This is a genomic window from Xanthobacteraceae bacterium (assembly GCA_019454205.1).
Lineage (GTDB): Bacteria > Pseudomonadota > Alphaproteobacteria > Rhizobiales > Xanthobacteraceae.
On record CP075369.1, the window covers coordinates 984,561 to 1,003,193 of the forward strand.

At 62.0% G+C, this 18,633-nt stretch carries 17 protein-coding genes; 12 read left to right on the forward strand and 5 right to left on the reverse strand.

All coding sequences use genetic code 11. From position 1 onward, the window contains the following. The first annotated feature begins 225 nt into the window (after positions 1–225). Positions 226–1,830 carry a DEAD/DEAH box helicase gene (locus tag KF794_04825; protein QYK46018.1) on the forward strand — a complete coding sequence of 535 codons (1,605 nt, stop codon included), beginning with the start codon at positions 226–228 and terminating at the stop codon, positions 1,828–1,830. An 8-nt stretch (positions 1,831–1,838) separates the two neighbouring features. Then, positions 1,839–2,120, forward strand: coding sequence for a translation initiation factor IF-1 (gene infA / locus KF794_04830; protein QYK46019.1), 282 nt, complete (start codon positions 1,839–1,841; stop codon positions 2,118–2,120). A gap of 127 nt (positions 2,121–2,247) precedes the next feature. Here infA and hppD read toward each other — a convergent pair whose 3' ends face one another. Then, positions 2,248–3,363 carry a 4-hydroxyphenylpyruvate dioxygenase gene (hppD, locus tag KF794_04835; protein ID QYK46020.1) on the reverse strand — a complete coding sequence of 372 codons (1,116 nt, stop codon included), beginning with the start codon at positions 3,361–3,363 and terminating at the stop codon, positions 2,248–2,250. 133 nt (positions 3,364–3,496) lie between these two features. Here hppD and KF794_04840 point away from each other — a divergent pair, with 133 nt between their 5' ends. The 4 genes from KF794_04840 to aspS all read left to right on the forward strand — a co-directional run bounded on the left by KF794_04840 (position 3,497) and on the right by aspS (position 7,127). After that, complete coding sequence (locus tag KF794_04840; GenBank protein QYK46596.1) at positions 3,497–3,958, forward strand: Lrp/AsnC family transcriptional regulator; 462 nt, start codon at positions 3,497–3,499, stop codon at positions 3,956–3,958. A gap of 32 nt (positions 3,959–3,990) precedes the next feature. Further along, positions 3,991–4,284 carry a helix-turn-helix transcriptional regulator gene (locus tag KF794_04845; GenBank protein QYK46021.1) on the forward strand — a complete coding sequence of 98 codons (294 nt, stop codon included), beginning with the start codon at positions 3,991–3,993 and terminating at the stop codon, positions 4,282–4,284. A 143-nt stretch (positions 4,285–4,427) separates the two neighbouring features. Continuing rightward, on the forward strand, positions 4,428–5,174 hold the full coding sequence (locus KF794_04850; GenBank protein ID QYK46022.1) for a glucose 1-dehydrogenase: 747 nt from the start codon (positions 4,428–4,430) through the stop codon (positions 5,172–5,174). Positions 5,175–5,330: 156 nt separating this feature from the next. After that, positions 5,331–7,127: an aspartate--tRNA ligase gene (gene aspS / locus KF794_04855; GenBank protein QYK46023.1), complete on the forward strand. Its 1,797-nt coding sequence runs from the start codon at positions 5,331–5,333 to the stop codon at positions 7,125–7,127. Position 7,128: 1 nt separating this feature from the next. On the opposite strand, the gene KF794_04860 is transcribed toward aspS, so the two are convergent. Beyond that, the gene (locus tag KF794_04860) at positions 7,129–7,929 is read right to left on the reverse strand and encodes a glycosyltransferase family 25 protein (GenBank protein QYK46024.1); all 801 of its coding nucleotides are present in this window, start codon (positions 7,927–7,929) and stop codon (positions 7,129–7,131) included. A 114-nt stretch (positions 7,930–8,043) separates the two neighbouring features. On the opposite strand from KF794_04860, the gene KF794_04865 reads away from it, so the two are divergent. After that, complete coding sequence (locus KF794_04865) at positions 8,044–9,324, forward strand: nucleotide sugar dehydrogenase (GenBank protein QYK46025.1); 1,281 nt, start codon at positions 8,044–8,046, stop codon at positions 9,322–9,324. 3 nt (positions 9,325–9,327) lie between these two features. On the opposite strand, the gene KF794_04870 is transcribed toward KF794_04865, so the two are convergent. Together KF794_04870 and KF794_04875 are read right to left on the reverse strand one after the other, a co-directional pair. Next, a complete protein-coding gene (locus tag KF794_04870) occupies positions 9,328–10,416 on the reverse strand; it encodes a glycosyltransferase family 4 protein (protein ID QYK46026.1) in 1,089 nt (362 codons plus the stop codon). Next, positions 10,413–11,579, reverse strand: coding sequence for a glycosyltransferase family 4 protein (locus KF794_04875; GenBank protein ID QYK46027.1), 1,167 nt, complete (start codon positions 11,577–11,579; stop codon positions 10,413–10,415). Before KF794_04875 ends, KF794_04870 begins: the two co-directional genes overlap by 4 nt. A 96-nt stretch (positions 11,580–11,675) precedes the next feature. Between KF794_04875 and KF794_04880 the strand changes: the two genes are divergently transcribed. The 5 genes from KF794_04880 (at position 11,676) to KF794_04900 (ending at position 17,166) form a co-directional block, all read left to right on the forward strand. Further along, complete coding sequence (locus KF794_04880; GenBank protein QYK46028.1) at positions 11,676–12,410, forward strand: glycosyltransferase family 2 protein; 735 nt, start codon at positions 11,676–11,678, stop codon at positions 12,408–12,410. A gap of 88 nt (positions 12,411–12,498) precedes the next feature. Continuing rightward, complete coding sequence (locus tag KF794_04885) at positions 12,499–14,106, forward strand: EAL domain-containing protein (protein QYK46029.1); 1,608 nt, start codon at positions 12,499–12,501, stop codon at positions 14,104–14,106. A gap of 212 nt (positions 14,107–14,318) precedes the next feature. Beyond that, positions 14,319–14,981, forward strand: coding sequence for a ceramidase domain-containing protein (locus KF794_04890; GenBank protein QYK46030.1), 663 nt, complete (start codon positions 14,319–14,321; stop codon positions 14,979–14,981). A 210-nt stretch (positions 14,982–15,191) separates the two neighbouring features. Then, positions 15,192–15,908: a hypothetical protein gene (locus KF794_04895; protein QYK46031.1), complete on the forward strand. Its 717-nt coding sequence runs from the start codon at positions 15,192–15,194 to the stop codon at positions 15,906–15,908. A gap of 355 nt (positions 15,909–16,263) precedes the next feature. Next, a complete protein-coding gene (locus tag KF794_04900; GenBank protein QYK46032.1) occupies positions 16,264–17,166 on the forward strand; it encodes a crotonase/enoyl-CoA hydratase family protein in 903 nt (300 codons plus the stop codon). 7 nt (positions 17,167–17,173) lie between these two features. Here KF794_04900 and KF794_04905 read toward each other — a convergent pair whose 3' ends face one another. Beyond that, complete coding sequence (locus tag KF794_04905) at positions 17,174–18,574, reverse strand: amidase family protein (protein QYK46033.1); 1,401 nt, start codon at positions 18,572–18,574, stop codon at positions 17,174–17,176. Positions 18,575–18,633: the final 59 nt, after the last annotated feature.

Below are 18,633 nucleotides of genomic sequence, written 5' to 3' on the forward strand. Positions count from 1 at the left end.
GCAGCAGGGAGATAAAAGCCTGCCGGGCCTTGTAAAATTGCCCCGAATAAGCCACATGGGCGGCGTCTAAGGACTCACACGGGCCGCGTGACGAAGCCAAAGCAGGCTTTTCCGCCCGTCCTTATCAGATCGATTTCTTGACCTCCCAGGCCACGCGGGGTGTCTTCAACCCCCGCGATTCGCGGCAATCCGCCCCTATAAGGGCGGCGCCGACGTTTCGCATGCATGAAAGAAACGTTGTTGGACTCTTTTTCCGGACTTGGCCTTGCTGCACCGATTGCGCGTGCGCTGGCCGAAGAAAACTACACCACCCCGACCCCGATCCAGTCGCAAGCCATCCCGCCCGTGATTTCGGGCCGCGATCTGGTCGGCATCGCGCAGACCGGCACCGGCAAGACCGCCGCCTTCGCGCTCCCCATCCTCAACCATCTCGCGCTGAACCGCGGCAAGCTGGAGCGTAAATCCGCCCGCGTGCTGGTGCTCTCGCCGACACGCGAACTCTCCGGCCAGATCGCCGAGAGCTTCAAGACCTACGGCCGCCATCTGCGCCTCTCGACCGCGCTTGCCATCGGCGGCGTGAACATCGGCCGCCAGATCAAGGCGCTCGCGAACGGCGTGGACATCCTGGTCGCGACGCCGGGCCGCCTGCTCGACCTCGTGAACACGAAAGCGTTCCGCCTCGACCGCATCGAGTTCTTCGTACTCGACGAAGCCGACCGGATGCTGGACATGGGCTTCATTCACGACATCACCAAGATCGTGAAGATGCTGCCCGCGAAGAAGCAGAGCCTGTTCTTCTCCGCGACCATGCCGAAGGAGATCGAGCATCTCGTCGCGCAATTCCTGAACGAGCCGGTGCGCGTCGCCGTGACGCCGGTCGCAAAGACCGCCGACAAGGTCGAGCAGCGCGTCATCTTCATCGAAAAGAACGGCAAGAACGACCTGCTCGCGGAAGTGCTCAAAGCCGAACCGATCGATCGCGCGCTTGTCTTCACCCGCACCAAGCATGGCGCGGACAAGGTCGTGAAGAGCCTTGAGAAGGCCGGCATCGCTTCCGACGCGATCCACGGCAACAAGTCGCAGAACCAGCGCGAACGCGCGCTCGGTGCGTTCCGCTCCGGCAAGGTGCGCGTGCTGATCGCGACCGATATCGCCGCGCGCGGCATCGACGTCGATGGCGTCAGCCATGTCTTCAACTTCGACCTGCCGAACATTCCCGAAAGCTACGTGCATCGCATCGGCCGCACTGCGCGCGCCGGCGCGGACGGTATCGCGATTTCGTTCGTCGCCAACGACGAGCGTGCATTCCTCCGCGACATCGAGCGGCTGACGAAAATCTCGATCCCGACCACGGATCGCCGTCTGAACCCGTCGCTGGGTGAACCGAAGCGCGAAAATCGCGGTGGCCGCAACAACGGGCAGGGTCGCAAGCGTCACCGCCGCGGGAACAACCCGCATCGCGGCCAGCGTCCGCAGCCGCAGGGCGAGGCGGGCGAGCGTCCGCTGCACATCGCCGAGGGGCAGGAACCGCGCAAGGAACAGCGTAGCGAGCCGCGCCAGCCGCGTCCGCAGTTCAACGGCGAGCGCAAGCACGAAGGCCGCCACGAACACCGTTCCAAGCGCCCGCATCCGCAAGGCGAGCGCAAGCATGAGCAGCGTGCGCAGCAGCCGCGCAATCACGCCAAGTCGGAACACCGGCAGCACAACAACAATGGTACCCAAAACCAGCCGAAGGCGGTAAATGGCGGGCAGTTGTCCGGCGTCGCCTTCATGAACCGCAAACCGAAGCGCCGCGGCGGGCACCAGCAGCCGCGCCCCGCGCAACACTAAGGAAACGCATGGCGAAAGAAGATCTCATCGAGTTCGACGGCATCGTCACGGAAGTGCTTCCCGACGGCAATTACCGCGTAAAGCTCGACAACGATCACGTCATCCTCGCGTATGCCGCGGGCAAGATGAAGAAGCACCGCATCCGCACGCTGGAAGGCGACCGCGTCACCGTCGAGATGTCGCCCTACGACCTCGGCCGTGGCCGCATCTCGTTCCGCCACAAGGGCGACGCGCCGGTCATGGCGCCGGGCGCACAGCGCAAGCCGCCGTTCCGCGGCGGCCGGCGGTAAACTCCAGTCCTCATGGTGAGGAGCGGCGCGTGTTAATGCGCCGCCTCTCGAACCATGAGGCCGACGAATTGCCTCATCCTTCGAGACGCGGGCTTCGCCTGCTCCTCAGGATGAGGCTGCAGGCGAATTACGCCGCGTCCTCTTTCAGCACGCCACGGCGGATCTGGTCTTCCTCGATGCTCTCGAACAGGGCGCGGAAATTGCCTTCGCCGAATCCGTCGTCGCCCTTGCGTTCGATGAACTCGAAGAAGATCGGGCCGATCGCATTCGACGAGAAGATTTGCAGGAGCACTTTCGTCTCGCGGCCATCGACCACGCCTTCGCCGTCGATAAGAATCCCGTTCTTCTCCAGCCGCGGTAAGTCTTCGCCGTGGCCCGGCACGCGGCCATCGACCTTCGCGTAATAGGTCGAGGGCGGCGAGGGCATGAACTTCAGCCCGTCCGCGCGCAGCTTCTCGATGGTCTTGTAGATGTCGCGCGAGCCGCAGGCGATGTGCTGGATGCCTTCGCCGTTATAGGCGTGCAGGTATTCCTCGATCTGCGATTTCTCGTCCGCGCTCTCGTTGATCGGGATGCGGATTTTTCCGTCGGGGCTGGTCAGCGCCTTCGAGAACAGGCCGGTGAGCTTGCCCTCAATGTCGAAGAAGCGGATCTGCTTGAAGTTGAACAGCCGCTCGTAGAACCCGGCCCACACATCCATGCGCCCGCGCATGACGTTATGGGTGAGGTGGTCGAGATAATAGAGGCCGACGCCTTCCGGTTTCGGGTCGCGGCTCCCTAGCCACTCGAACTCGTCGTCGTAGGCGGTGCCTTTCTCGCCGTAGCGCTCGATGAAGTAGAGCAGCGATCCGCCGATGCCTTTAATGGCGGGGACGTCGAGCGACTTCGCGCCGTCTTTCGGGTCGGCGGCTTCCGCGCCCATTTCCAGCGCGCGCTTGAACGCATGGTTCGCATCGACCACGCGGAACGCCATCGAGGGCGCGCAGGGACCATGCTTCGCGACGAAGTTGAAGCCGTGCGAACCCGGCTCCTCGTTGACGAGATAGCTGACCGTGCCCTGCTGGTAGACGGTGATCTTCTTCGTCTTGTGCTTCGCCGTCGCGGTGAAGCCCATCAGCTTGAAAAGCTGGTGCAGCTTTTCCGGCTGCGGGTGCGCGTATTCGACGAACTCGAAGCCGTCGGTGCCCATCGGGTTGTGCTTCGAGATTTGCGCCGGTTCGGCGTCATGCGGGAAGGGACCCATTCTGCGTTTCCTCCTGCTTTCCCTGATTTGACGCACAGGATTGCAGGAAGTTCTTGCAAAAGGCGGTCATTTGCGGCGTTTTACACGCTGCTTGTGCATAAAATGCGCATATTGAGGCAGATCAATGCAAGAAATAATCGTTCTGGATGCGCAGGACCGGGCGCTGGTCGCAGCACTTCAGGAGAACGGCGCGCTCACCAATGCCGAGCTTGCCGAGCGCGTGAACCTCTCCGCCTCGCAGGCCTCGCGCCGCCGGACACGGCTGGAGCAGGCGGGCGTGATCCGAGGCTACCGGGCGGACGTCGATCCTGCGCGCATGGGCTTCGGCGTAACCGTATTCATTCAGGTGACGCTGGCGACCCATTCCGGCCAGAACGCGAAGCGCTTCCGCGATTTCGTCGCGCGTACGCCTGCGATCCTTGAGGCCCACGCGCTCACCGGCGACGCCGACTACCTCGTCAAGGCGGTGGTCGAGGATTTGCCCGCGCTCGGCGCGCTGGTGAACCAGGTGCTGCTGCCCCATGAGAGTGTCGAGCGGGTGCGCTCCAACGTGGTCCTGGAGACGCTGAAACAGGGGACGAAACTGCCGCTCTAGACTTGAGATTACAAAGCACTACGTTGATTGGCATGGCGAAGCAGAAAACGGCACTCACCGACAAGCAGTTCGCGCGCATCGCGCGCGCGCTTGCCGAGCCGCGCCGCTTCGCGATTTTGCAGGACATCGGCGCGCACACCAAGGGTCCGATGGCTTGCAGCGCGCTCAGCCAGAATCACAAGATCAGTGCTGCGACCATGTCGCATCACATGAAAGAGCTTGAAACCGCGGGCCTGATCGAAATCACGCGCGACGGAAAATACGCAAATCTTACCCTCCAGCGCGACGTGCTGCGGGCATACCTCGACCGGCTCGCAAAGATTTAGCGCCGCGCACCTGCGAAATTGAACTTTCGTCTTTTGAAGTCGCCGTACCTCTTGCGGTTCTCTTTCGGCTTCATACTTCGATGATTATAGAAATATCGAATTATGGCAAGGGCGATTTTGCCCCTGCCGGATGGAGAAGAAAGATGAGCAATCTCAAGGGTAAAGTCGCCGTCGTGACCGGCGCGTCGAAGGGTATCGGGGCTGCGATTGCAAAAAGCCTCGCTGCCGAAGGCGCCTCGGTCGTGGTGAACTATGCCTCCAGCAAGGAAGGTGCGGAGAAGGTCGTTTCCGAAATATCCGCGGCCAAGGGCAAGGCCATCACGTTACACGCCGATGTCGCGAAGGAAGCCGATGTCAGGCGTCTGTTCGAAGAAACGATCAAGGCCTTCGGACGTGTCGATATTCTCGTGAACAACGCCGGTATCTATCGCTTCCATGCGTTGCACGAAATCAGCGAGGACGAGTTCCATCGTCTGTTCAACACCAATGTGCTCGGCACGCTGCTCGCGACGAAGGAGGCCGCAAAATATCTGGGCGAGGGCGCGAGCATCATCAACATCTCCTCGATCGCAAGCGACAAAGGTCTGGCGACCACTACCGTTTACTCTGCGACCAAGGGAGCCGTAGACTCGCTCACCCGTACGCTCGCGAACGAACTTGCACCGAAGAAAATCCGGGTGAATGCGATCCGCCCCGGCGGTGTTTTGACCGAGGGCATGCATTCCGCCGGTTTCTCCGGCGGCGAATTCGAGGAATACATGATCAAGGACACGCCGCTCGGCCGTCTCGGCCGGCCGGACGACATCGCGCGCGTGGCCGTATTCCTTGCCTCCGACCAGTCGCAATGGCTCACCGGCCAGTATCTCGATGCATCGGGTGGGGCGCGGTAGGCGGCAAGCCATCTCCCTGTAACGCGCGTCATGGCCGGGCTTGTCCCGGCCATGACGATTTTCCGGTGCAGCGCTTGGGTTGACATCCATGTCCCCCCATGCGCTTTTCGCCGCGATTTCAAAGGCGAATCCGGCTCCCCCAAGATCTTGAAGAACATGCATCGCTACCGTTCCCAGACCTGTGGCGCGCTCCGCGCCTCGCATATCGGCGAAACCGTCCGGCTTTCGGGCTGGTGCCACCGCATCCGCGACCACGGCGGCCTCCTGTTCATCGACCTGCGCGACCACTACGGCGTGACGCAGGTTGTGGCCGATCCCGACAGCCCGGCCTTCAAGACCGCCGAGAAGCTGCGCTCGGAATGGGTGATCCGTGTCGATGGCAAGCTGCGCAAGCGCCCGGAAGGCACCGACAACAAGGACCTTCCCACGGGAGAAGTCGAACTGTTCGCGACCGAGATCGAAGTGCTGGGCGCGGCAGGCGAATTGCCGGTGCCGGTGTTCGGCGATCAGGAATATCCGGAAGAGCTGCGCCTGAAGTATCGCTTCCTCGACCTGCGCCGCGACCGCATCCACCAGAACATCATGAAGCGCGGGCAAATCATCGACAGCCTGCGCCGCCGCATGAAGGAGCAGGGCTTCTTCGAATTCCAGACGCCGATCCTGACCGCGTCGTCGCCCGAAGGCGCGCGCGACTTCCTCGTGCCGTCGCGCATTCATCCGGGCAAGTTCTACGCGCTGCCGCAGGCGCCGCAGCAGTTCAAACAGCTTTTGATGATCTCCGGCTTCGACCGCTACTTCCAGATCGCGCCTTGCTTTCGCGACGAAGACGCGCGCGCGGATCGTTCGCCCGGCGAGTTCTACCAGCTCGACATCGAGATGAGCTTCGTGACCCAGCAGGACGTGTTCGACGCAGTCGAGCCGGTGATGCGCGGCGTGTTCGAGGAATTCGCGAACGGCAAGCCGGTGACGAAAAAGTTTCCGATGATCCCGTATGCGGAAGCGTTGCGGAAATACGGCTCCGACAAACCTGACCTTCGCAACCCGATCGAAATGCAGAACGTCACGCAGCATTTCGCGGGTTCGGGCTTCAAGATTTTCGCGAAGATGATCGAGTCAGATCCTTCGGTCGAAGTATGGGCGATCCCGGCGAAGACCGGCGGCAACCGCGCGTTTTGCGACCGCATGAATTCATGGGCGCAGGGCGAAGGCCAGCCGGGCCTCGGCTATATCTTCTGGCGCGAGGGCGAGGAGGGCGGTGCAGGCCCGCTCGCCAAGAACATCGGGCCGGAGCGCACGACCGCGATCCGCGATCAGCTTGGCCTCGCCATCGGCGACGCTGCGTTTTTCATTGCGGGCAAGCCGAAGGACTTCGTGAAGTTCGCCGGCCCCGCACGCACGAAAGTGGGCGAAGAACTGGGTCTCGTCGCGAAGGACCGTTTCGACTTCTGCTGGATCGTCGATTTCCCGATGTTCGAATGGAGCGAGGAAGAGAAGAAGATCGACTTCTCGCACAACCCCTTCTCCATGCCGAACATGGACCCGGAAGAATTCCTCGCGTTGAAGAACGACGACAACGACAAGATTCTCGGCATGAAGGCGATCCAGTACGACATCGTTTGCAACGGCATCGAGCTGTCGTCGGGCGCGATCCGTAACCATCGCCCGGAAGTGATGAAGAAGGCTTTTGCGATTGCCGGTTACCGCGAGGACGTGCTGGAAGCGAAGTTCGGCGGCATGCTGCGCGCGCTTTCCTACGGCGCACCGCCGCACGGCGGCATCGCGCCGGGCGTGGATCGCATCGTCATGCTTCTCTGCGGCGAGGAGAACCTGCGTGAGGTCGTGCCGTTCCCGATGAACCAGCGCGCGGAAGACCTGCTGATGGGTGCGCCGTCGGAAGTCACGCCGAAGCAGTTGCGCGAACTGCACATCCGGCTCTCGCTGCCGGACAAGTAGGCTACTTGTAAATCCGCAGCTTCAAGAGCGTGCCGGCACCCCACGTCGCCGCGAGGCGATAGGCTGCGCGCAGGTTACGCCGCAACAGCCCCAGCTTGCGCCGCGTGTTGTTCGCGAAATTCTTGTCGCCACGAACCACGCCGCCGATGGTCGTGCGCTCGTCGCCCACTTTCCGGTAGCCGACCACGCCGGGCCGTACTTGCAGGATGCGCAGGTCCGGCACCCATGCATCGCGATAGATCAGGTTGTCGAGCGGCGCGCGCAATGGGACGATGGCTTCCGCGATCTTTCGCGCGCCATCGCGCGTGACCACCTGCGCTACGCAACCGAGACCGGCCTTCACCGGAATATAAACGCAGGCGCCGTTTTCTTTCGCGGCCATCACCGCGAGCGCCGCGCGCGGCACACGCACGTCGTCGTAGAGCCGCAGCACGTCGAATGTTGGCAGGCGCGAGAGTGTTTCCGTTTGCAGGAAGTGCTCCAGGCCTTCGAGCGGCACGGTATCGTCCTCGAACACGGCGGTATATTTGTCGTTGCCGGAAGCGATCTCGCCGAGCAGGGCGCGGAAGCTTGCGGCCACGCCAATTTCTCCGGGGCTGAGTTCGCGGCCTAGCTGCAAATCGTAGCGTCGCGGATCGAGCGTGGCGATTTCCGCGGCGGACATCTTTCGTCCGTCGACGGCATCGAAGAACGTGAAGGGGATGCCGCGTTCGCCGAAAACATCGGCACAGTGCTGGCGGCGGTCAGCCGAAGATTGCAGGCTGACAATGCGTACCGGGATCATCGCGCCCAGATAGAGCATTCGAAAGACACGGTAAATAGCGTGCGGCGGGGTTAACGCCGCCCATGCTTGCATCTGCGGGCAGGCGGTTTATAGCTTGCGCCCTCGTTGAAACCGCCGGTCCCGCGCCTGCAAATGCATTCCCGGAAAATCGCTGTCATCGGTCTCGGCTATGTCGGCCTGCCTGTCGCTGCCGCTTTTGCGCGCGTGGGCGCGAAGGTCACCGGTTTCGACATCGACGCGCGCCGCGTGGACGAATTGCGCGCTGGCGTCGATCGCACGCGCGAGGTCGCGGCAGGCGATCTGCGTAATGAAAACCTTCACCTCACGCACGATCCCGCCGATTTGAAACAGGCGGACTTCTTCATCGTCACCGTGCCGACGCCGATCGACAACGCCAACCGGCCCGACCTGACCGCCGTGAAATCCGCGAGCGGGATCGTCGGCGGCGCGCTGAAGAAAGGCGACATCGTCGTGTACGAATCGACCGTTTATCCGGGCGCGACCGAAGAAGTCTGCATGCCGATCCTCGAAGACAAATCCGGCCTTGTCGGCGGCATTGATTTCAAGGTGGGCTATTCGCCGGAGCGTATCAATCCGGGCGACGAGAAGCACCGCTTCGAGACCATTATCAAGGTCGTCTCCGCGCAGGACGAGGAGAGCCTCGGCACCGTCGCCGATGTGTATGGTTCGGTGGTGAGCGCCGGCATCCACCGTGCGCCGTCGATCCGGGTCGCGGAAGCGGCAAAGGTGATCGAGAACACGCAGCGCGACCTCAACGTCGCCTTCATGAACGAGCTTTCGTCGCTGTTTCGCAAGCTGCACATCGACACCTACGATGTGCTGGCCGCGGCGAACACGAAGTGGAATTTCCTGCCGTTCACGCCGGGGCTGGTCGGCGGTCACTGCATCGGCGTCGATCCTTATTATCTGACGCACCGCGCCGAGATTGCGCGTTTCCATCCGGAAATCATTCTCGCAGGCCGCCGCATCAATGACGGTTTCTCGGAAGTGGTCGCGCAGGAATGCCTGCGGCTGCTGCTGCAATCGAAATCCGCGCAGAAGCGCGTCAATATCCTCGGCATGACGTTCAAGGAGAACGTGCCGGACGTGCGCAATTCAAAGGTCGCCGATCTGCTGCGTTCCCTGAAAGCGAGCGGCGCAACGGTCGCGGTCTGCGATCCGGTGGCTGACGCGGAACTTACGAAACACGAACACGGCATCGACCTGACGCCGCTAGAGAAGCTCACGTCTGCCGAGGCAGTGATCTTCGCCGTGCCACATAAAATCTTCCGCGACGATGCGTGGGCAACGGTGCGCAAGGCGCTCGGCGGGGAGAGCGGCATCGTGCTCGACGTGAAGGGCTGCCTCGACCGCAAGGCGAAGCCCGCCGGCATCACGCTCTGGCGGCCATAGCTCTCAACGTTCCGTGATGGCGCGCGCGAGTAGCGCTTCCATGTCGTCGAGCATTTTCTTTCGTGTATAACCTGCTTCGATATGCGCACGCGCAGCCGTGCCGATGCGTTGCGCCAGTGCGCCATCATCCAGCACGCGGCGAATGGCGGTTGCGAGTGCAGCCGGGTCTTTGCGCGGAACATAGATGCCGGTTTCGCCGTCGCGCACGAGTTCGGTGATCGCGCCGGATTCGGTAGTGACCACAGGCAGGCCGCTCGCCATCGCCTGCGAGAGCGCCTGTGGCACGCCTTCGTCGACGATGGAAGGCAACACGAAGGCATCCATCATGTTCAGCCATTGCGTCACGTCTTCCTGCCGTCCGGTGAAATGCACGCGGTCCGCGATGTCGAGTTCGCCGGCTTCGCGTTGCAGGTTTTCGAGTTGCGGGCCGTCGCCGACGACGAGCAGCTTCACGCCCGCAAGTTCGGGAAGCGTGGCGGCGGCGAGCAGGTAGGTCACGCCTTTGCCCATGCGCAATGTCGCGACAATGCCGGCGACGCGATCGTTCTCGGAGAACGGGCCGCTGCGGCGCGCGGCCACGCGGTCACGCGGCGCAAACTTCTCGGTGTCGGTGCCGGTCGGAATGGAAAATATCCGCGACGGATCGACCCGCACATTGCGGATCAGCATGTCGCGCACGGCATGACCCGTGCCAACGACGAAGCGCGGCACGGTGGCGTAGATGAAGCGGCTGGTGAGGCTGGAGCGTACTGGCGCACCGAGATGACGAACGCGAACGATGGGTACGCTGCGGCCGAACCATGTCGCCGCCGCCGTCAGCCAGCTATCGCTCGAACTATGCGTGACGACGACATCGGGACGATAGTCGGTAATCACCTTGCGCAGCGTTGAAAGCGCGCGCCATGTGCGCTTGTAGATCGGCGCAGGAAAATAGGCGATGCCGCGCGCAGGTGCTGCGCGTGCGATCTCCGCTTCCGGCGGTGCGGCGATGGCCACTTCATGCCCGCGCGCGATCAGCCCCGCGCTCTCGTCGAGGATGCGGATTTCCTGGCCACCCCATCCGATGGAGCTTTCGGTGTGAAGGATTTTCATTTTGCTGCGGCCAGCTTTTCGTAGAGCGCGAGCATCCGCTCGATCATGAATTCCATGCGGTACTGCTCGGCGATGGCGCGGCAGCGCATTTTCGTTTCTCCCTGCGCCGCAAGCGCCAGCGCGCGATCCGCAGCGGAAGCGATGCCGTGAATATCGAGCGCATCGCAAACCATATCGCGGTCCAGCTCGCGTGCTGCATCGCGCGCACCGCAGTTCTCCGAAGTCACGACCGGCAAACCGCAGGCGAGCGCTTCCAGCACGGCGGAAGGAAACGGATCGTAAAGCGAAGGCAGGATCATCGCGTCGGCCGCCGCGAGATACGGCACCGGGTCCGCCTGTTCGCCGAAGATATGAACACGTCCGGCAACGCCATGACGCGAAGCCAGCTCGCGATAATACGAAGGCTTGCGCTCGCGCCCGACCACGAGCAATTCCGCCTTGGTGGCCATTTTTGCGAGCGCGGCAATGGCCTGCGGCAAGCCTTTGCGCTCATAGCCGGAGCCGAGCAGCAGAAGAACTTTCGCATCCGGCTTCAGATTCAGATCCGCGCGCGCTTCCTTGCGCAGGTCCGCAAGCGAGGGAAGGGAGAAGCGCCCCAGGTCGATCCCGTTCGGCACAAGGTGAATCTTTTCGCGCGGGAATCCGAAATGCGCGACGATTTCGTCCGCCACCATTTTTGAGTTCACCACCACGGCTTTCAGCCGCGGGCTTGCGAACATACGCCGTTCAAGCCTTAGCACGTCGCGATGATAGGGGCTGATGTTCTGGAAGAAGCGCCGCGCCGTGCCGAGCGTCCGCACGCGCCGTTCCAGATAGGCGGCATGGACACCATCGCCCGCGCGATAGATGTCGCAGCACTCGATCCGCTCGTGCGATTGCACCAACGTGTTCTCAAGCCCGGCAACGATGCCGCAGGCTGCCGCCGCGAAGCGCGAGTCGCGGGTTGCCCGCGGAAACTTTCCGCTCTCGCAGCGGAGGAAAGTAATTCCCGGCCGCTCCCGCCATTCGCGCGCGATCAGAGAGATGCGCGCGCCATGCGAAGCCAGCGCCGCGATGGTGCGGTCGAGGATCAGTTCCGCGCCGCCGGAATGCGAAAACTGCTGCCGCACGAAGGCGACGGAAGGCGGCACGCGAGGGGTGCTTGGCGGTGTTGGCGTGGACATGGTTTTGCTGAATCGAGGCGGCGACCTATAGCGGCTTTCTGCGCGCCCTGCCATCTGTTATCGCTGCTGGCGTTCCCGTTGTTCCAGCCGTTCCCCATGCCGCGCTTGTCCCTAATTGTGATTACCAAGAACGAGGAAGCCAATATCCGGCGCTGCCTCGCTTCCGTTCCGTTCGCGGACGAGATCGTGGTGGTGGATAGCGCCAGCACGGACCGCACGGTCGAGGTCGCGCGTTCGCTCGGCGCCAAGGTGCTGCAACCGGAAGACTGGCCGGGCTTCGGCCCGCAGAAGCAGCGCGCGCTCGACCATGCGAGCGGCAAATGGATTCTTTCGCTCGATGCAGACGAATGGATCGGCCCCGAACTGGCGGAAGAAATCCGCGCGGTTATCGCGAACCCAAAAAGTGCCGATGCCTGGCGGATGCCGCGGCGAAACCGTTTCTGCGGCGAGATTGTCCGCCATGGCGGCTGGTGGCCGGATCATGTGCTGCGGCTATTCCGCAAATCGAAGGCGCGCTTCAGCGAGGACCGCGTGCATGAAAGCGTGATTGCGGATGGCGCGGTTGCAACACTGAAAAATCCTATCGAGCACGACACCATCGTCAGCCTCGAAGACGCGCGCGAGAAGGCCGCGCGTTACGGTGCGATTGCTGCCCGCCAGCTCGCGGAACGGGGCAGACAGGGTTCGGCCGCGAAGGCGGCGCTCCGTGCAGCCGCGGCTTACCTTCGCGCGTTTGTTTTCCGCCTCGGTTTTCTTGAAGGCCGTCTCGGCCATCGGGTCGCGCGCTATCAGGCGGCCTACACATATAAAAAGTGGTCCGGCGCCGCATAAAGCCTGCGCTGCACCATTCCATCGTTAACGCAACCTTAATTGCGGGACGCTTTACTACAGGCTGCGGATTTGTAGCCGGAAGCGTTGCGTGCGTCAGAGCAAAACATGGTGGGGAGCAGTCGTGCTCGGCGGCGTTGCGGCTGCCTGCGTGCCGATTCTGTCGGTCGAATATTCCCTGCAAACCTATGTCGAGCGGAGCGCGCGCGCGAAACTGGAGTCGCTTGCGCGCAGTTCGCTGAGTCTCGCCGAACTCCGCCTCGAGAGCGCGATGGCGTCGCTTGTCGATCTCGCCGCTTCCGGCGCGAACGACTGCAGCCAGAAATCTCTGGATCTGATGCGGCGTGCCACCGCCGGTTCCACGCCGATCAAGGAAATCTCGATCCTCGATGACAGCGGCGTCACGTTGTGCACGAACTTCGGTGAGGGCGTGGAGCCGCGTGCTGTCTCGCGCGAACTGCCGCTGGCTGATCGCCGCTTCGAACTGGCAATGGTACGCTTCCGCGACCGCAATGATCGCGCTGTCCGCCTGCGCTTCGACCGCAAGGATGCGAAGCCGCTCGGCGCACTGGTGCCGTCCGAATTCCTGCTGCCTGATACCTATGAAGGCGACTATCAGGGCGGCCGCAGCTTGCGACTGTACCTCGACCGCTCCGAAGTGATCGCAGCGCGTCCGGCTGGCGACGAAGGCCTCAGCGCAGACGATACGCGCATGATCGGTTTTCACATCCGCTCGGATCGCTTTCCGGTTTCGGTGAGCGCGGAACGCACGCGCGCTACCCTGAGCGAGGAATACAGCGACCTCCTGATGATCGGGCGTCTTTGCTCGGCGTTGATCACGATTCTGACCTTTGCGCTTGGCGCGCTTTATGTGCGGCGTAATCGGAATGATCCGCTAGTGCAGTTCCGCGAGGCAATCGACCGCGGTGAAGTGATCCCGTACTATCAGCCGACCGTCGACATTCAGTCCGGTAAGGTCGTCGGCGCGGAAGTGCTGGCGCGCTGGCGGCGCGCCGATGGCACGATGGTTTCTCCCGCCAACTTCATTCCGCTCGCGGAACGATCCGGGCTGATCTACCCGATGACGCGCGCACTGATGAAATGTGCGAAGGAGGAGATGGAGCAGTCCCACTCCACCCGTCCGCACCTGAATCTCGCGTTCAATCTCTATGCCGGGCATTTCAAGGACGAGACGATTCTTGCCGATCTGAAGTCCATTTTCGGATCTTCGAAGATGAGCCTGAAGCAGATCGTGCTGGAAGTGACCGAGCGTGAGCCATTGCCCGACCTTGATCATGCCCGCAAGATCATCGAAAAGATTCAGGCGACCGGCATCCGCGTCGCGATTGACGACGTGGGTACCGGTCATGGCGGGCTTTCTTACCTGATGAAGCTCGGCGTCGATGCCATCAAGATCGACAAGATGTTCATCGACGCAATTTCCACCGAGCGCCATTCGCATACCATCATCGAGACACTGCTCGAGCTTGCGCGAACGATGAAGATGGAAGTGATCGCCGAAGGCGTCGAGAACTTCGAACAGGTCGAATACTTGCAGAAGAAGGGCGTGCATTTGGCGCAGGGCTATGTGTTCGCGCCGCCGTTGCCGGCGTCGTCCTATCTCGCATTGGTTGAGGCGATGGACGGCGCGGCTCGCAAACAGACGGGCGACGAGCAAAAGGCCGCTTCCGCTGCATAACGGCTCGATTTGCTGACATTGCGCTGTTACAGCACCGCGTAACCGATTCTCCCGACTCGCAAATTTGCTGATTTCTCCGGCGATGCATGAAGCGCCAGAATCGCGTTGCGAAGCCGCGCGTCTATACGCATCGAAAGACTCGCAAATCGGCCTTTGCGCGGGCAAACTCCGCGCCCGGCGAGCAGGAAAGCAAGACAGAAGGAATCTCCGCGATGGCCTGGAACGACCCGATCGACCTCTATTGCGAACGCCTCGATGCGGGGTTCTGGGCGGAGCCAATCAATGCGTTCAGCAATCTTGCGTTCTTCATCGCGGCCGGTGCGGCCTTTGTGTTGTGGCAGCGCGAAGGGAAGGGCGATCGCTTCATCCTTGTCCTGATTGCGCTTGCGGTTGCGGTCGGCATTGGTTCAACACTGTTTCATACTTTCGGCACGCGCTGGGGCTTGCTCGCGGACGCAATCCCGATTGCGGTTTTCGTCGCTACATTTCTCGTACTGGCCTTGCGGCGCTATCTTGATCAGTCGCCGCTGGCAACGGCACTCTGGCTTGCAGGGTTTCTCGCTTTCTCCGCGATACTGCCGCGATTGCTGCCGCCGGGCTTTCTCAACAATTCGGGATTCTATTTCCCGGTGTTTTTCGCGCTTGTCCTCATCGGCTTTGCACTGCGTGCGAAGGGCGGCTCGAAGCTGTGGATCGGCGGCGCGTTTCTGTCCGGCGCGGCATTGTTTGCGCTTTCGCTCAGCTTCCGGATCGTGGATCCGTCGGTATGCGCACAGTTTCCACTCGGCACGCATTTCATGTGGCACTGCCTGAATGGCGCGCTGATCTATTTGATGTTGTGGACCGCGATCAAGGCGCGGGCAGAGGCGCGCTAGAAACAGAAGAGGCGGCCCGAAGGCCGCCTCAGTTCTTTACGCCACGCCGGGAGGAGTGGATCTGCGCGATACGGTAGAGAGAAGGAACCGAATCGCAGCAATAATTGAATATAACAAACTTGCGCGGGCCGGGCAGTACGCCGCCTGCCGAATCGTGTGAATTGCCGGGACGAATTGCAGAAACCCACCGGCCGCCTGGCGGAATGATCCATGACCCGACTGCTTTATCCCTCGACGTTATTGGTGCTTGTCTCGAACCTGATCCCGCTGATCGGCGTGTTGTACTGGGGCTGGGATGTGTTCGTTCTGCTCATGCTCTACTGGGCGGAAACGGTCGTCATCGCGTTCTGGACCCTGCTTCGGGTTCTGATCGGTTCGGATTTCTCCAGAAGTTTCCTTGGCGAGGTGTTCTCGCGCCTGTTCTTTTTCGCGTTCTTTCTCGTCCATTCGGGCGGGTTCATGTTGGGCCACTTCCTGTTCCTGTGGGCGTTCTTTTCAGGCCGCGCAGGGGGCACCCCACAGCTCGACGAAAACTTCTTCCGGACCATGCCGGCCGATTTCTGGAACAATATCGTCCTCGCGAACGGACTTTTGATTCCGCTGGCGATTTCCTTCGTTGGACGCGGCATCGCATTTGTTATCGAGATGGCAAGGCTCCCGCTCTGGAAAAGGCTGGTAGGCGAGGATGTCATCGACCAGAAAAAGGGTGCGCTGATCGGCGGCCTCTATGCCCGCATCGTCACCATGCACGTTGTTATCATCGTGGGCGCTGCGTTGGCGCAGAAGTTCGGAAAGATCGCGCCGCTGGTGCTTTTGATCGCGGCGAAGACCGCGGTGGATATCTGGTTTTTTCTCAGGATCGACGTCGACCGCAACCCGCCGGGATTGGTCGAGCGCGCGGAAGAAAGGGCGCGCCTGCGGAAATAACCGTAAGAAAAATGACCCGGAGCGGGGGGACGCTCCGGGCCATGTGCAACGGCTGACCGGGGGGAGGGATCAGCCGGCGTTACTACTCGTCGTCAGCTCAGGCCGCCGAGCAGCCAGACAATGAGAATGATCGGCAGGGGAATACCGATCAGCCACAGTAACAATCCGCGTCCCATAGCCTCGCTCCTTGATGCAATTCACATTCCCGCTAACAACGCTCGGCTGCGCGATAGGTTCCGGGATGGTGAAATTTTAGCGTTTGTCCTTGCTTGCAGGGAAAAGCCCGAAAAACCCTGATTTGGATGGGGGAGGAAGCGGCTGATACGCTTCGCGGCAAAAAGCTTGGGGAACGCCAATGGAATACCAGACCATTCTGTATGACACCGAAGATGCGGTCGCGACGATTACGCTGAACCGGCCGGAAGAACTGAACACCATCGTCCCGCCGATGCCGGACGAGGTGGAGACGGCAGTACACGCCGCGACCCGCGACCCGAAGATCAAGGTGATCGTGCTGCGCGGCGCGGGCAGGGCATTCTGTGCCGGCTACAACTTCGGCAAGGGCTTCCACCATTGGGACGAGCACATGAACACCGGCGGCAAGTGGGACGCCGGCAAGGACTTCTCCTTCGCCACCACGCCCGCGCTCTCGCCGCACCAGAAGTTCATGAGTCTGTGGCGCTCGTCCAAACCCGTGATCGCGCAGGTGCATGGCTGGTGCGTCGGCGGCGGCTCCGACTATGCGCTGTGCTGCGATCTCGTGGTTGCGAGCGATGACGCGCGCATCGGCACGCCTTACTCGCGCATGTGGGGCGCGTATCTCTCCGGCATGTGGATCTATCGCCTCGGCCTGACGAAGGCGAAGGAATACGCGCTGACCGGCAAGGCGCTTTCCGGCGTGGAGGCGGCGAAGATAGGCCTCATCAACCAGTCGGTGCCGTTCGAGAAGCTGGAAGCGACGGTCGCCGAAATCGCGCAGAGACTCTGCACCATCCCGCTCTCGCAGTTGTCCGCGCAGAAGATGATGGTCAATCAGGCCTACGAGGCGATGGGATTATCCAGCGTGCAGAACCTCGGCCCGATCCTCGACGGCCTGATGCGCAATACGCCGGAAGCGCTGGAGTTCATCGAGGTCGCGGAGAAAGAGGGCGTGAAGGAAGTCATCACGCGCCGCGACTCCCCATTCGGCGACTACTCCACCGCGCCGAAAGACCAGCAACCCAATCCGAAGAACGTGATCGTTCCCAAGAAGAAATAGCAGGTAATCAGAACTTCGGGTCGATCACTTCCACCTTCGGCGCGCGTGCCTCGATCACTTCCGCCGCATCAAGCGCTTTCGCTTCCTCGAAGCGCGCGGTGACGAGCTGCACGCCCATCGGCACGCCATCTGCCAGTCCGGTCGATACTGCCACTCCGGGCAGGCCTAGGATCGGTGTGGAAAGTTGCGGGCTTTGCGCATCGGAAAGCTCGACGAAGGCGTTGCCGCCGCGCAAATCGGCGTCCACCGGAAAAGGCTGCTTCCAGCAGGACGGCAGCAGCAGCACGGGATACTTCTCGAAAAACTCGTTCCATGCGCGCAGGTATTTGCTGCGCAACGCGAGTTCTTTCACGAAGGTTTCGTAATCCAGCTCCGGCACCGCACCGGCCGGGTAGGCTTTCCGGATTGCGTCGTCGCCGAGCTGTTCGATTGCCTGATTGAATCCGAAGCGGCCTTCGTTCAGCACCAGCCGGAGCCACAGTTGCGTGGTTTCGCCGAAATAAGGCGGTGCGGCGCGCTCGACCTTGTAGCCCGCGTCTTCCAGCCATTGTGCGGACTTCTTCAAGGCGTCTGCCACCTGCGGATCGGCCTTGCAGCCTTCCCATTCGTCGAACAGTGCGACCGGCACCGGGGTTGCGTTCGGTACGTTCACCGGCGCAAGCGGAATCCATAACGGATCGCGCCAGTCGCGCGCCGACATCGCATCGAGCGAAAGCCGCAGGTCGCGGATCGAGCGGGCCAACGGTCCCTGCATCGAAGCATACTGCGCGACATGCGGACGCTCGGCGGCCAGCGAAGCATTGTAGGTCGGCACGCGGCCGAAGCTGGGGCGTATGCCCTGCAAGCCGCAGGTGTAAGCCGGATAGCGGATCGAGCCGCCGATGTCGTTGCCGTGGCCTATCGCACCCATGCCGGTGATCAGCGAAGCGGCGGCGCCGCCCGACGAGCCGCCGGGCGTAATCTCTTTATTCCATGGATTGAGTGTGCGGCCGTGCAGCGCGTTGTCAGTGAACCAGCGCATCGAGAACGCAGGCGTGTTGGTGCGGCCGATGATGATCGCGCCTGACTTGCGCAGGTTGGAGACGACCGGGTTGTCTTCCTTGCCGATGTTGTCCTTGTAGGCGACCACGCCATTCGTATTGGCGCGGCCCTTGAAATCGACGTTGATCTTCACCGTGACCGGAACGCCGTGCAGCGCGCCCGCCGCTTCGCCGCTTCTGGTTTTTCTGTCGGCTGCTTCCGCATCGCGCAGCGCATCTTCTGCGAGCAGGTCGACGATGGCGTTGATCTTCGGATTGACCGCATCCACGCGCGCGAGCGTCGCCTTGGTGAGGTCGACGCTGGAAACAGCGCCGGTCCGGATCAGCCGCGCCTGTTCGGTCGCGTCCAGCCGCCAGAGATCGGTCATAAGGGAAGGCTCCTTGCACTTGCCGCGCGAAGGGTCGCCGGAGCCTGTGGCCTGCGTCA